General features: G+C 74.7%; 10 protein-coding genes. 4 read left to right on the forward strand and 6 right to left on the reverse strand.

Going from position 1 to position 13569, the window contains the following annotated elements:
* Window positions 1–137: 137 nt before the first annotated feature.
* The 3 genes from ACFXAE_RS30220 (at window position 138) to ACFXAE_RS30230 (ending at window position 4825) form a co-directional block, all read left to right on the forward strand.
* A complete protein-coding gene (locus ACFXAE_RS30220; RefSeq protein ID WP_384720775.1) occupies window positions 138–2807 on the forward strand; it encodes an alpha/beta fold hydrolase in 2670 nt (889 codons plus the stop codon).
* Window positions 2804–3718, forward strand: a complete 915-nt coding sequence (locus tag ACFXAE_RS30225) for an ABC transporter permease (RefSeq protein WP_384720778.1) — start codon at window positions 2804–2806, stop codon at window positions 3716–3718. The genes ACFXAE_RS30220 and ACFXAE_RS30225 overlap by 4 nt, the downstream gene beginning before the upstream one ends.
* 153 nt (window positions 3719–3871) lie before the next feature.
* Complete coding sequence (locus tag ACFXAE_RS30230) at window positions 3872–4825, forward strand: chaplin family protein (RefSeq protein WP_384720781.1); 954 nt, start codon at window positions 3872–3874, stop codon at window positions 4823–4825.
* A 162-nt stretch (window positions 4826–4987) separates the two neighbouring features.
* Here the strand turns inward: ACFXAE_RS30230 and ACFXAE_RS30235 are convergent, their stop codons facing one another.
* Window positions 4988–6256 carry an NAD(P)-binding domain-containing protein gene (locus ACFXAE_RS30235; RefSeq protein ID WP_384720784.1) on the reverse strand — a complete coding sequence of 423 codons (1269 nt, stop codon included), beginning with the start codon at window positions 6254–6256 and terminating at the stop codon, window positions 4988–4990.
* Window positions 6256–7518 carry an ATP-grasp domain-containing protein gene (locus ACFXAE_RS30240; protein ID WP_384720787.1) on the reverse strand — a complete coding sequence of 421 codons (1263 nt, stop codon included), beginning with the start codon at window positions 7516–7518 and terminating at the stop codon, window positions 6256–6258. The genes ACFXAE_RS30235 and ACFXAE_RS30240 overlap by 1 nt, the downstream gene beginning before the upstream one ends.
* Window positions 7519–7688: 170 nt before the next feature.
* On the opposite strand from ACFXAE_RS30240, the gene ACFXAE_RS30245 reads away from it, so the two are divergent.
* Window positions 7689–8987: a glycosyl hydrolase gene (locus tag ACFXAE_RS30245; RefSeq protein WP_384720790.1), complete on the forward strand. Its 1299-nt coding sequence runs from the start codon at window positions 7689–7691 to the stop codon at window positions 8985–8987.
* A 17-nt stretch (window positions 8988–9004) separates the two neighbouring features.
* Here the strand turns inward: ACFXAE_RS30245 and ACFXAE_RS30250 are convergent, their stop codons facing one another.
* The 4 genes from ACFXAE_RS30250 to ACFXAE_RS30265 are packed head-to-tail and all read right to left on the reverse strand — an operon-like array spanning window position 9005 to window position 13115.
* Window positions 9005–9655 carry a lipopolysaccharide biosynthesis protein gene (locus tag ACFXAE_RS30250; protein ID WP_384720793.1) on the reverse strand — a complete coding sequence of 217 codons (651 nt, stop codon included), beginning with the start codon at window positions 9653–9655 and terminating at the stop codon, window positions 9005–9007.
* 34 nt (window positions 9656–9689) lie between these two features.
* The gene (locus ACFXAE_RS30255) at window positions 9690–10826 is read right to left on the reverse strand and encodes a glycosyltransferase (RefSeq protein WP_384720796.1); all 1137 of its coding nucleotides are present in this window, start codon (window positions 10824–10826) and stop codon (window positions 9690–9692) included.
* Window positions 10826–11590, reverse strand: a complete 765-nt coding sequence (locus tag ACFXAE_RS30260; RefSeq protein WP_384720799.1) for a polysaccharide deacetylase family protein — start codon at window positions 11588–11590, stop codon at window positions 10826–10828. Before ACFXAE_RS30260 ends, ACFXAE_RS30255 begins: the two co-directional genes overlap by 1 nt.
* A complete protein-coding gene (locus tag ACFXAE_RS30265; RefSeq protein WP_384720829.1) occupies window positions 11574–13115 on the reverse strand; it encodes a lipid II flippase MurJ in 1542 nt (513 codons plus the stop codon). Before ACFXAE_RS30265 ends, ACFXAE_RS30260 begins: the two co-directional genes overlap by 17 nt.
* Window positions 13116–13569: the final 454 nt, after the last annotated feature.

The following is a 13569-nucleotide window of genomic DNA, read 5'->3' on the forward strand; positions in this document are numbered from 1 at the left end:
CCGCGCGCGCGGCGGGCGTGGGCCGCGGTCCCCGGGGCCCGGCACCACCCCGGGCGGCCCCGTACGCCCCGGGGAGGTCCCCGGGTTCGGTCTCCGGTCGACAACTCGTCGACAGGTCGACCACGTACCGTTGACGCATGGATCTTCGACTGCCCGGATCGCGGTGGCTGCGGTCACGACGGCCGCTGTCACGGCGGTCGCGACGGGTCATCTCCGCCGCGGCCGCCGTCGTCGTGCTCGCCGGTGCCGGTACGTGGAGTGCCGTCGCCTCCGACGACGCGCCCGCGGTACGCCGTGCCGACCAGGTCGTGAGCGCGGGCGGCGGGGTGCGCGTCGACACCTCGTACTTCACCGCCGGGCCCGACGGCCGCCGCCCCGCCGTCCTGCTCGGACACGGCTTCGGCGGCAGCAAGGACGACGTGCGGGAGCAGGCCGAGGACCTCGCGCGCGACGGGTACGCGGTCCTCACCTGGTCCGCGCGCGGCTTCGGCGGGTCGACCGGGAAGATCGGGCTGAACGACCCGGAGGGCGAGGTCGCCGACGTCTCCCGGCTGATCGACTGGCTGGCGGACCGGCCCGAGGTCGAGCTCGACGAGGACGGCGACCCGCGGGTGGGCATGACCGGCGGCTCGTACGGCGGTGCCATCGCCCTGCTCGGCGCCGGGTACGACGACCGGGTCGACGCCATCGCCCCGGCGATCACCTACTTCGACCTCGCCGACGCGCTCTTCCCGAACGGCGTCTTCAAGAAGCTGTGGGCCGGCGTCTTCGTCAACTCCGGCGGCGGCTGCGAGAAGTTCGAGCCCGCGCTGTGCGCGATGTACGAGCGGGTCGCCGAGTCCGGCGTCCCGGACGCCGAGGCGCGCGAGCTGCTCGAGGCGCGCTCGCCGTCCGCCGTCGCCGACCGCATCGACGTGCCCACGCTGCTCGTGCAGGGCCAGACCGACTCGCTCTTCCCACTCGGCCAGGCCGACGCCGCCGCGAAGGCGATCCGCGCCAACGGCGCCCCGGTCGACGTCGACTGGATCGCGGGCGGCCACGACGGCGGCAGCCTGGAGACGGACCGCGTGCAGGAGCGCGTGAGCACCTGGTTCGACCGGTACCTGAAGGACGACAAGGGTGCCGACACCGGCCCCGCCTTCCGCGTCACCCGCACCGGAGGCGTGGACTCCACCGACGGCCGGGCCGTGCTGAACGGCGCGAGCGCCGACACCTACCCGGGCCTGACGAGCGACGGCCGGTCCTTCCCCCTCACCGGACGCGAGCAGAGCTTCGCCAATCCGGCCGGCGCCAACCCGCCCGCCGTCTCCTCCCTGCCCGGCCTCGGCGGCTCCGGCGGACTCGCCCAGCTCTCCTCGCTCGGCGTCGGCGTCTCCCTGGACTTCCCGGGCCAGTACGCCCGCTTCGAGTCCGCCCCGGTCGGCGACGACCTGCGGATCACCGGCTCGCCGGCCGTCACCGTGCACGTCGAGTCGACCGGTGACGACGCCGTCCTGTTCGGCAAGGTGTACGACGTCGGCCCGGACGGACGGCAGCAGGTGCTGCCCTCGCAGCTCGTCGCCCCGGTCCGCGTCGAGGACGCCAAGGCCGGCAAGGACGTGACGCTCACCCTCCCGGCCGTCGACCACGAGGTGCAGAAGGGCCACCGCCTGCGCCTGGTCCTCGCCTCCACCGACCTCGGCTACGCCTCCCCGGCCGCCCCGGCGACGTACACCGTCTCCCTGAAGAGCGACCTCACGGTGCCCACCGCACCCGGTGTGACCACCGCCGCGGCCCCGCTGCCCGCATGGGTGGTGTGGTTGCCGGCCGCCGGCGCCCTGATCGCCCTCGCCCTGCTGCTCACCGGCCGCCGCCGCACCACCGCCCCGGCGCCCGACCCGGAACTGGCCGACGTCCCGCTCCAGATCACCGGCCTGAGCAAGCGCTACGCCCGCTCCTCGGACCGGTACGCCGTACGGGACCTGTCCCTCCGGGTGGAGAAGGGGCAGGTGCTCGGTCTGCTCGGCCCGAACGGCGCGGGCAAGACGACCACCCTGCGCATGCTGATGGGGCTCATCAAGCCCGACGGCGGCGAGATCCGCGTCTTCGGCCACGCCATCCGCCCCGGCGCCCCGGTGCTGTCCCGGGTCGGCGCCTTCGTCGAGGGCGCGGGCTTCCTGCCGCACCTGTCCGGCCGGGAGAACCTGGAGCTGTACTGGCGGGCCACCGGGCGTCCGCCCGGGGACGCCCGCATGGAGGAGGCCCTGGAGATCGCGGGGCTCGGTGACGCGCTCGCCCGCGCGGTGCGCACCTACTCCCAGGGCATGCGCCAGCGCCTCGCCATCGCCCAGGCCATGCTCGGCCTCCCGGACCTGCTCATCCTCGACGAACCGACCAACGGACTCGACCCGCCGCAGATCCGCGAGATGCGCGAGGTGATGATCCGGTACGCGGCCGCCGGGCGCACGGTGATCGTCTCCAGCCATCTGCTGTCGGAGGTCGAGCAGTCCTGCACCCACCTCGTGGTGATGGACCGCGGGCAGCTCGTCCAGGCCGGTCCGGTGCACGAGATCATCGGCTCCGGCGACACCCTGCTCGTCGGCACCGGCACTCCCGTGGACGAGCCGGTCGCCGAGAAGATCGCCGCGCTGCCGGGCGTCGTCTCCGCCGTCCGCACCGACGAGGGGCTGCTGGTCCGGCTCGACGCCGACGGCACCGCCCCGCGCCTGGTCGCCGAACTGGTCCGGCTGGAGGTGCCCGTGGCGTCGGTGGGCCCGCACCGCCGCCTCGAAGACGCCTTCCTCACCCTGATCGGAGGTTCCGCATGAGCACGCTCACCGAGCGAGCCGGGCAGGCCGAGCCGGCCGGCCCGACCGGCTCGGCCGACCCCGTCGAGGTCGCCGCCGGCTACCGCGCGGGCCGCACCCTGCCGCTGCGGGTGGAGCTGGTCCGCCAGCTCAAGCGCCGCCGCACCCTCGTGATGGGCGCGATCCTCGCCGTCCTGCCGTTCGTGCTGGTGGTCGCCTTCGCGATCGGTGGCACGCCGGACGGCGGCCCGGAGGGCAACCGCGTCAACCTGATGGACACGGCCACCGCGTCCGGCGCCAACTTCGCCGCCGTGAACCTGTTCGTGTCCGCGGGCTTCCTGCTGGTCATCCCGGTCGCCCTGTTCTGCGGGGACACGGTCGCCTCGGAGGCCGGCTGGTCCTCCCTGCGCTACCTGCTCGCCGCACCCGTGCCCCGGATGCGGCTGCTGTGGTCCAAGCTGATCGTCGGACTGGGGCTGAGCCTGGCCGCGATGGTGCTGCTGCCGGTGGTGGCGCTCGCCGTCGGCACCGTCGCCTACGGCTGGGGCCCGCTGCAGATCCCCACCGGCGGCGTGCTCGACCCGGGCACGGCGGCGCAGCGGCTCGTGGTGGTCGTGGCGTACCTGTTCGTGTCGCAGCTGGTCACCGCCGGGCTCGCGTTCTGGTTGTCCACCCGCACCGACGCCCCGCTGGGCGCGGTCGGCGGCGCGGTCGGCCTGACCATCGTCGGCAACGTCCTGGACGCCGTCACCGCCCTCGGCGACTGGCGTCACTTCCTGCCCGCGCACTGGCAGTTCGCCTGGGCGGACGCCGTCCAGCCGAACCCGGAGTGGTCCGGCATGATCCAGGGCGCGTCGGTGTCCGTGACGTACGCGCTGGTGCTGTTCGCGCTGGCGTTCCGCGGGTTCGTCCGCAAGGACGTGGTGTCCTGACGCCCCGGGCCGCGCGTCCGCCCGTGCGGTCCAACCGGGTGAACCTGCGCAACCGATTCCGTCGAGTCGGGTTGATGAAGGAGTAGGCCATGCGGCAGCGGAGGGCCAGAACGCGTGGCCGCTCCCATTTCTTCAAGCAGGAAGACAACCACATTGCGACAGACCCTGAGCAGGGGAGTGTTCGTGGCGGCCGCCGCCGCTACGGGCATTCTGTCCCTGTACGGAACGCCCGCCCTCGCCGACTCGTACGCGGTGGGCGGTGCCGAGGACTCTTCCGGTGCGCTGTCCGGGAACAACGTGCAGGCGCCGGTCCACACGCCGCTCAACCTGTGCGGCAACTCAGTGAACGTGATCGGAGCCTTCAACGAGACGTCCGACAACACGTGCGTCAACGGCTCCCACACGTCCGAGAACGGCTCGCACGGTGACTCCGCCGACGGGGCGCACGCGGTGGGCGGCGCCAAGAACTCGCCCGGACTGGCGTCCGGGAACAACGTGCAGGCGCCGGTCCACACGCCGGTGAACGTGTGCGGCAACTCCGCGAACGTGGTCGGGGCCTTCAACGAGACGTCCGGCAACACGTGCGTCAACGGCTCCCACGGCCACGCGAAGGAGTCCGCGGACGACTCGAACGGGGAGAGCTCGCACGGCGACTCCTCCTACGGCGAGTCCTCGTACGGCGACTCCTCCTACGGCGACTCCGGTGGCGCGCACGCGGTGGGCGGCACCGAGGGCTCGCCCGGACTGGCGTCCGGGAACAACGTGCAGCTGCCCGTCCACCTGCCGGTGAACGTGTGCGGCAACGGCGTCGACGCCATCTCGCTGTTCGACGGCGCCTACGGCACCACCTGTGTCAACGACAGTGGCTACGGCAAGGAGGAGGACGAACCCGAGAAGGAGACCACGCCCCCGCCCACCAAGGTCAAGACGCCTCCCACGTACGAGGTCGAGAAGCCCCCGGCCGAGGAGGAGGAGGTGCCCGGCAGCCCGCCGCACCTGGCCGAGACCGGCAGCGACGGCATGATCGCCGCCTCGGCGGCCGGCGCCGTCCTGATCACCGGAGGCGCGATGCTCTACCGCCGCGGCCGCCTCGCCTCCCGTCGCTGAGCCGCTGAACCGTCGGCTGCCGGGCCCGCCCCACCCGGCAGCCGTGCTCGACGGCTCCATCCGGCAGCCGTACCCGTGCGGCCCTACCCGGCAGCCGTACCCGTACGACGACGCGTCCCCCGGACCGACCCGGTCCGGGGGACGCGTCGTCGTAGGTGCCCGTCAGCCGCTCACCGGCGACGGTGCCCCGCTGCGGCTGCCGCCGCCCGGAAGGGGAACCGCCCCCCGCGCCGGCGTCGACCTCAGCCGCCGGCGCACCCCCTGGACCAGCGTCGACGCCGTGAACGTCGCGCCGTGCACGAAGCGCATCGCCGGGCCGAAGCCGGACGCGGTCACCAGGCCCGCCAGGAACAGCCCCGGGTGCGAGGACTCGAAGCTGTGGCCGAGCGCCGGGGAACCGTCGGGCAGCGCCGCCAGCGTCCCGCGCAGCTCGGCGGAGAGCAGGGCGAGCCGGTCGCGGTGCGCCTTGAACCCCGTGGCGGCGATGACGTGCTCGGTCTCCATGGAGCGCCGGGAGCCGTCACGGCCGGCCAGGTCCAGGCGCAGCCCGCCCGGCACCGCGGCGGCCGCGGTGACCTCCTGGCCCGGCAGCAGGTCCACCGCCCGCTCCACCCGGTCCCGCACCCACCACGCGCCCGCGGGGCCCAGCGCCGTGGCCGCGATCCGCGACCGGGACGCCTGCGGCAGCCGCCGGAACAGACCGGGGCGCTCGGCGTAGAACCAGTTCCGCCAGCCGGGCCCGAGACCGCTGTGCGGCGAGCGGACCGACTGCCACCACGGACGCTCCCACGGCGGCGGCACGTCGTTCCACCGCAGCCGCTCCGACCGCGCCAGCACCCGTACCCGCGTGCCCTGCTCGGCGAGGAGCGCCGCCGTCTCCAGGGCCGCCTGGCCGCCGCCGATCACCGTGACGTCCTTGCCCTGGAAGTGGCCCAGGTCGCTGTGGTGGCTGCTGTGCGTCACCAGCGTGGGGTGCAGCCCGCGCAGGGCCGGCGGCACCTCGATGAACGGCATCACCCCGACCGCCAGCGCCACCGTCCGCGCGTGCAGCGCCTGCCCGTCCTCGGTGACCGCCGTGAAACCGTCGGGACCGGACGACACCCGGGTGACCGTGCGCTCGTCCACCCCCGGCACGGCGTTGCGGGCGAACCACAGGCCGTACGAGGCGAACGCCTCCACCGGGATCGGGTGCGCGTGACGTGCCGTCAGGCCCTGCTCGGCGCAGTACGCGTCCAGCCGCCAGCGCCCGCCCGGATCGGACAGGTTGGACGCCCACGGCTCCGACTTCAGGAACATGCCGCCGGGCATGTGGTCCCGCCAGGACGCCATGGGCCGGCCGAACACGCGCAGGTTCAGTCCGGCGTCCGCGGCGTGGGACGCGATCGACAGACCGTACGGACCGGCGCCCACCACCAGGAGGTCGTACACCATCAGCTGCTCGCTTTCTCGTTGTCGGTCGGGAAGGTCGGAGAGGACGCGGCCGCCCGGGGAACGGGGCGGGGCGCCGGTACGGAGGCCGCCGTGCCGAGCCGTCGCCGCAGCCGGCCGGACACATGGCGGGCCCACAGGGCCCACATCGCCCATCCGGGGGCGCGGTCGTCCCTGGCGTACCAGGCCAGTTCGCGTCCGCCGGGCGCCGTGCGCAGCGCGGCGAACGGCGCGTAGTTCTCCACCACGAACGACCGCCCGGCCACCGGATTCCCGTCCGGCAGCGGCCGTCCGGTCAGATCCAGGTGCAGGGCGCGTACGACGTCCAGTCCGGCGGTGTCCGCGAAGAGCCGGAACTGGGCGCCGGGGCGCGGGTTGAAGTCGAGGAGGTGGTAGCGGCCGGTCGTGCCGCAGCGGCGGAAGTCGAGGTCGAAGACGCCGCGGTAGCCGAGTTCGCCGGTGAGCCGTTCGGCGAGCGCCCGGACCTCGGGGTTGGGTGTCCAATGGCCCACCGCGGTCAGCCCCGCGCCGCGCGGCCAGGACAGTTGCTTGCGGCCCGGGCCGCCGGCGCGCACGGCGCCCGCACGGTCGGCGTAGCCGTGGAAGAACCAGTCCCGGTCCTCGCCCGGCGGCAGGTACTCCTGCAGCAGCAGCGGGCTGCCCGCCTCCGCGGTGCGCGCGTGCAGCTCGCGGGCCTGCTGTGCGGAGTGCACCAGCTGGGTGCTGCGCAGTCCGCCGCCGGCCGGCAGCAGCCAGGGCCGGCTCCACTTCGCGACCAGCGGCAGCCCGAGCCGGTGGGCGTCGTCGGCGGCCCGCCGCGGGCTGTCCGGGACGAGCGTGAGCGGGTGCGGAACGTCCGCGGCGGCGCACACGGCGGCCAGTTCCGCCTTGTCGGCGACGCGTTCGGGCAGCGTGGCCGGCATCTCGGGCAGCAGGTAGGAGGGTGCGAGGTCGCCTCGCAGCCGGCCCGCGGCGATCGCGGTCGCGTCGTCCAGCGGGATCAGCACGGCCGGGCGCCCCACCCGGCCGGCCACCCGGCGCAGCACGGCGAGGATCTGCTGCGCGGACGCCCCCGGTGGCGGCGGGGCGTGCATGCTGTGGACATAACGCGAGCGACGTACGGGACTTCCCGTGGAATCGGCGACGACATGTACCTCCGCTCCCGCCCTGCCGAGCGACCGCACGGCCCCCAGCGTTCCGTGGTGAAAGGGATTCCGGTCGGTCCGCAGCAGTACGGCGGGGACACGGGTGTCGAGCAGCGACACGAATACTCACTTTCTTCTGGTACCGGCTCACCCGCACGGGCGAGCCCGGCACTCGAAAGCCGCAGTGACATTGGCGCCGCCGTATGTCCTGTGCCTGAATTCATATGACTGTTCGTCAAGAGTTGGTAATTCAGGCAGAAGGCGGACGCGAATGAGAAGAGGAGCAGCCGATGGCCCCACAGCACAGGCGGGTCCGGGCCCGCGCGATGGCCGTGGGCGCGGCGGCGGTCGTGGTGTCCGCCGCCCTGGTGGCCGGACCCACGACGGAGCCGGCGCCGACCGACGACTCCCGTCCGGCGGCCCCGGCCCCGGACGAGCCCGTGGCCGTTCCCACGGTCCCCGCGGTCCAGGCCCCCGCCGCCCCGACCGCCGGCATCCCGTCGGTCCCCGCACCGGTGCTGCCGGCGCCGCTCCGTGACGTCCCGGCCTTCGGTGCCTTCCTCGCCTCCGACGCGCGCGGAGTGGCCCGCATGGAGCAGTTCAGCCGCTGGCTGGGCGGTGCCGAGCTGCGCGTCGGCCACACCTACCTGCCCGGCAACCACTGGAGCGACATCGAGGGGGACATCGGCTTCCTCGAGTCGTGGGCGCGCTGGCGCAACGCCGAGGACGACCGGATGCTCGTCCTCAACGTCCCCCTGCAGGAGCGCAACGAGGAGGGCGTCCCCGACCACGAGGTCCGGCAACTGCTGCGGCGTGGCGCGGCCGGGGAGTTCGACCATCACTTCCGTGCCCTCGCCGAGCGGCTGGTCGAGCTGAGGATCCCGGACACGGTCCTGGTGCTCGGCTGGGAGATGAACGGCGTCACCTACACCCACCGCTGCGGCCCCGACCCGGAATCCTGGAAGAAGTACTGGAACCGGATCGTGAGAACCATGCGCGCGGTGCCGGGCCAGGAATTCCGGTTCGACTTCACGCCGAGCCGCGGCCGGGACGCCGTTCCCTGGACACAGTGCTACCCCGGGGACGACACGGTCGACATCGTCGGCATGGATTCCTACGACCAGCCGGCCGGGCACTCCTTCGACGAGCAGGTGAAGGAGCCGTACGGACTCCAGGCGCACGTGGATTTCGCGAAGGCCCACGGAAAACCGATCTCCTATCCCGAATGGGGGCTTTTCCGCAACGGCGACAATCCCGAGTACATGCGGCGCATGCTCGCGTGGATCGACCGGCACAAGCCGCTCTACAACACGCTGACCGACTACTGCCCGCACGGGGTGTGGCAGTGCGACGACAACCCGGACTCGTCCCGCGTCTACAGGAGCGTGCTCCACGGCCGTACGCACGACGGGGAGCCGGACACCACTCCGCAGACTCCGGACACCCCGGAGACCACTCCCGTACCGACCACCCCCGACGCGCCGCTGCCGCCGGAGAACTGCTCGCCGCTGGACCTGGGCCGGTGGGTGGAGTACTGGCTCGGCGGGAGACTCTGCCTCCGCTTCGACTGGTGGTCGCGCACCCGTTAGGGCCACCCCGGGCCGTGTCACCGCTGCACGTCGGCGGCGGTGGCCGGGCCGGGCACCGAGGCGGCGGGGGCGGGGTCGTCGCCCCCGCCGGTCCGCCTCGGCCGGGCGAGCAGCACCAGGCCGCCCAGCAGGCCGCCCGCGCTCGCCCCCACCAGCGCGGTCACCTCCGACGACGCGGAGGACGGCTTGCCCGGCTGCACCGCGCGTGAGAACTGCACGAGCCGGACCTGGGTGCTGCCCTTGGTGTCCTCGGCGTGCCGGGTCAGCGCGCGCGAGACCGCGTTGGCCATGTCGACGGCCAGTCCGGGCCGCGCGGAGGTGGCCGTGACGGCGACCATCGGCGCGTCCGGCGAGGTCGCGGTGCGGACGCTGTCCCGCAGGGTCCGCACCGGTACTCCGGCCCACACCTGCGCGTCGCCGAGCACCGCGAGCTGGGTGGCGACCCGGCCGTACGCCTGCGCGAAACCGCGGGCCGCGTCCGGGGTGGCCTTGTCGGTCGGTACGGCGACGACGTAACTGGTGGCCGTGTACGCCGGGGGCGTGAGCAGGCCGTACGCACCGCCGAACAGACCGCCGAGGAGCGTGCCTGCCACCAGCGCGGACCAGGCCGGCAGCTTTCTGACACGGTCCAGGGACGGACGGAGCCGACGGGTCGGGGTGTCGGTCATGACGGGCTTGCTCCCTCGAAGGTGCGGCGAAGGCTTACGGTGCGGCAGACGGCGACGAGCCGGTGACGGCCGCCGTGTACACGTCCATGAGGCGGGCTGTGCTGCGGGTGATGCTGTAGTGGTGCGCGGCCCGGCCGGCCGTGCGCGGCCCGGGGCCCGCCGTACGGACCTCGGTGATCGCGCGGGCGTACGCCCCGGGGCCGCCGCGCACCCGCCGGGCGTCGGCGCAGGCCTCGGGGGGCAGGTCCTCGATCGCCGGGCAGGAGGCGTAGAGCACGGGCAGACCGGACGCCAGCGCCTCCACGGCGGCCAGGCCGAAGGCCTCCTCCGCGGACGGGGAGGCGAACAGGTCCATCGCCGCTGTCAGCGAGGGCAGGTCGGGGCCGGGGGTGCCGTCGGGGACGACGGGGCGCTCGCCGGTGAACAGGACCCGCCCCGCCACCCCGGCCTCGCGGGCGGTGCGGCGCAGCACGTGCTCCTCGGGGCCGCCGCCCACCAGCAGCAGCCAGTGGTCCTCCGGCAGCAGGGTGAGCGCGCGGACGAGGACGTCGAACCGCTTGCCCCGGGCGAGCCGGCCGACGCCGCCGACGACGAATGCGCCCTGAGGCAGGCCGAGGCGCCGGCGGGTGCGCTCCCGCCGCTCCGGGTCGAAGCGGAAACGGTCCAGGTCGACGCCGTTGGGGACGACCTCGATGCGGGGGGCGGGCACGCCCCAGCGCTTCAGCCGGTCGGCCACCGTCGGGGAGACGGCGACCGTCGCCGACCCGAGCCGCTCGCTCGCCAGGTACAGCGCGCGCACCCCGGCCGTCAGCCTGCGGCCCTCCATCTGGGTGTCGCCCAGGGAGTGCTCGGTCGCCACGACCGCGCGGACCCCGGCGACCCGGGCGGCGAGTCGGCCGTAGACACAGGCCCGGTACAGGTGCGTGTGCACCAGGTCGTAGCCGCCGGAGCGGATCACCCGGACCAGGCGGGGGAGCGCGGCCAGGTCGCGGTTGCCGCCCATGCCCAGGTGCACGACCCGCACGCCGTCGGCGCCGAGCCCGTCGGCGACCGCGCCGGGGTTGGTGAGCGTCACCACGTCGCAGTCGACCGGCAGATGACGCAGCAGCAGCCGCAACTGCTGTTCGGCACCGCCGACCCCGAGCCCGGTGATGATGTGCAGCGCCCTCATCACACGCCCTCCACCGGGCGCCGGCGCAGCCGGTGCAGCCGGAGCTTGAGGCGCAGGCGCCACGCCGTGTCGTTCTGCCCGACGTGCGCGCGCGGCAGGGCGTGCGGGCCGGTCAGCGGGCCGGGGTCGATGGCGCAGGCGTAGGTGTAGCCGGCTTTCCGTACGGCCTCGACGGCGCGCGCGTCGACCGTGCCGTACGGGTAGCAGAACCCGGCGGCCGGGGCGCCGGTCAGCTCCTCCAGCCGGGCGCGGCTCTCGGCGACCTCGGCGGTGAGGGTGGCGTCGTCCGCGCGGGTGAGGTCGACGTGGGTGAGGCCGTGCGAGCCGATCTCCACGCCCCCGTCGGCGGCGCGCCGGATGCCGTCCGCGGTCAGCAGCGGCTTGCGCGGGCCGAGCGGGTCCCAGGCGTTGTCGCCGCCCAGCCGCCCCGGCAGGACGAAGAGGGTGGCGCCGCAGCGGAAGCGATGCAGCAGCGGCAGGGCGCCGGTGAGGAAGTCGGTGTAGCCGTCGTCGAAGGTGAGGCCGACCAGGCCCCGGCCCTCGCCCCGGGCGCGCGCGGCGAGCAGTTCGGCGACGGACACGCCGCGCAACCCGTGCCGGCGCAGCCAGGCCAGCTGCCGTCCGAGCCGCTCGGGGGTGACGGTGATGCGGTACGGATCGTCCGAGCAGTCGCCCACCGAGTGGTACATCGCCACCCAGGGGACGGGGCGCGGACGGGGCGCGGAGGGTCTGCCGGTGGCGACGGAATCAACGGGAGCGGCCATGTGTGAGCCTTCGTGTGACGGTGCGTACGGAGCGCAGCGCGGATGCGGAGCGCCGGGTGACCGGGACGGACAGGGCGAGCGGCACGAAGACGGCGGCCACGGCCGCACAGCCGGCCGCGAGGGCGGCCACCGGGGACTCGAAGCGGCTCGCGGCGAACGCCCCGGCGGCGACGGCGAGGACCGAGGCGAACACGGGCCGGCTCAGCCGGCCCAGGACCTCGCGGACGCAGACCGTGACGCCGGCCGTGTCGCCGTGGCGGGCCGTGCGCAGGCCGGTCAGCAGCAGTACGGCCGTGACGGTGATGCCGAAGGCGTTGGCGGCGGCGATCCCCGCCACTCCCCAGCGGCCCACGGTCGCGGCGCCGATCAGGGACGTGGCGACGATGCCGGCCGCCATCACGCCGAGGGGGTACCAGCTGGGGCGGCCCGCCGAGAAGTAGCAGCGGACGAGGGCGCCCACGAGGGTCTGGCCGAGCAGGCCGAGGGCGTACACGCGCATGACGTTCGCCGTCGCGGCGGTGTCGGCCGCCGTGAACGCCCCGCGCTGGAAGAGCAGTTCGATCATCTGCGGGGCGCAGGCGAGCACCGCGCACATGCCCGCCAGCACCACACAGGACGCCAGCACCAGGTCCCGTTCCACCCGGGCGCGCGCCCGGCGGGTGTCGCCGTCGGCGAGCGCCCGCGCCACCACGGGGAAGGTGACGGTGCACACCATCAGCGACAGCGTCATCGGGATCTGGGCGACCTTCTGCGCGTAGTTGAGGTGCGAGATGGACCCGGCGGGGAGGGAGGACGCCAGGAACCGTTCGACGAGGACCTGCGACTGGCGGCACAGCGCGAACAGCAGCACGGCGGCGATCAGGGCGAGGCGCACCGGCCGCTCCTCGGCCGCCGGCCCGGTCGCGGCGGGCGCGGACGCGCGCGACGTCAGCTGCCGCCACAGGGCGGGCAGTTGCACCGCCACCATCAGACAGCCGCCCACCGCGACCCCGGCGGCCGCCGCGCGCACCCCCCACTCCCCGCCGAGCAGGAACATCGTCGCCACGATGCCCGTGTTGTACGCGACGTAGATCGCCGCCGGCGCGAAGAAGCGGCGGTGCGCCCGCAGGGCGGCGCTGCAGTACCCGGCGAGCCCGAAGGCCAGCAGGCTGAGCGCGGTGAGCCGGGTGCAGTCGACGGCGAGGCGGGGATCGGGCAGACCGGGCGCCAGGGCACGGACCAGGTACGGGGCCCCGGCGGCGACCAGCGCCGTCACCGCGGCGAAGGCCAGGCACAGCCGGGGCAGGGTGGCCCTGACCAGATCGCGCACCGGGTCGCCGGGCACGCCCCGGGCCCGTCGCGCCAGCGCCATGCTGAACGCCGGGATCAGCGCGATCGCCAGCCCGTCCTCGATCAGCAGCGTCGCGGCGATCTCCGGCACGGCCCACGCGACCAGGAAGGCGTCCGTGTCGCTCCCGGCCCCGAACAGCCGCGCCAGCGACTGGTCCCGCACCAGCCCGAGCACCGACCCGGCGATGGACAGCACCGCCGTCCCCAGTGCGGCCCGGGCGAGAAACCTCCGGGACACCGCGGGCGGTGCGCCCGCACCGTCGCCGCCCACGTCCTCGAGCCCGCTGCTCCGCGGTCCGCCGAGCTCGAGCGTGCCGGGCGTGGGTCCGCCGGGCGGGGGGCCGCCGGGCGTGGGCCCGCCGGCTGCGGGCCCGCCGGACTCGGACCCGCCGGACTCGGACCCGCTGGGCGCGGGGTCGCCGGTCGTCGTGCGTGTGCCGGTCGTGGGTCCGGTGGGTACGGGTTCCGCGGGCCGGGGCCCGCCCGTCGCGGAGGCGTCCGCCGTGGGCCGTTCGGGGGCGGGACCGCCGGTCCGGGACCCGCCCGCTCGGGGACCGCCGGACTCGGACCCGCTGGGCGCGGGGTCGCCGGTCGTCGTGCGTGTGCCGGTCGTGGGTCCGGTGGGTACGGGTTCCGCGGGCCGGGGCCCG

Origin of the sequence: Streptomyces sp. NPDC059454, from assembly GCF_042749965.1 — a bacterium.
Lineage (GTDB): Bacteria > Actinomycetota > Actinomycetes > Streptomycetales > Streptomycetaceae > Streptomyces.

Bases quoted from the DNA above. Each gene is read 5' to 3' on its own strand.
- ACFXAE_RS30220 (WP_384720775.1), top strand. From the start codon at position 138: ATGGATCTTCGACTGCCCGGATCGCGGTGGCTGCGGTCACGACGGCCG.
- ACFXAE_RS30250 (WP_384720793.1), bottom strand. From the start codon at position 9,655: ATGACCGACACCCCGACCCGTCGGCTCCGTCCGTCCCTGGACCGTGTC.
- ACFXAE_RS30245 (WP_384720790.1), top strand. From the start codon at position 7,689: ATGGCCCCACAGCACAGGCGGGTCCGGGCCCGCGCGATGGCCGTGGGC.
- ACFXAE_RS30225 (WP_384720778.1), top strand. From the start codon at position 2,804: ATGAGCACGCTCACCGAGCGAGCCGGGCAGGCCGAGCCGGCCGGCCCG.
- ACFXAE_RS30235 (WP_384720784.1), bottom strand. From the start codon at position 6,256: ATGGTGTACGACCTCCTGGTGGTGGGCGCCGGTCCGTACGGTCTGTCG.
- ACFXAE_RS30260 (WP_384720799.1), bottom strand. From the start codon at position 11,590: ATGGCCGCTCCCGTTGATTCCGTCGCCACCGGCAGACCCTCCGCGCCC.
- ACFXAE_RS30255 (WP_384720796.1), bottom strand. From the start codon at position 10,826: ATGAGGGCGCTGCACATCATCACCGGGCTCGGGGTCGGCGGTGCCGAA.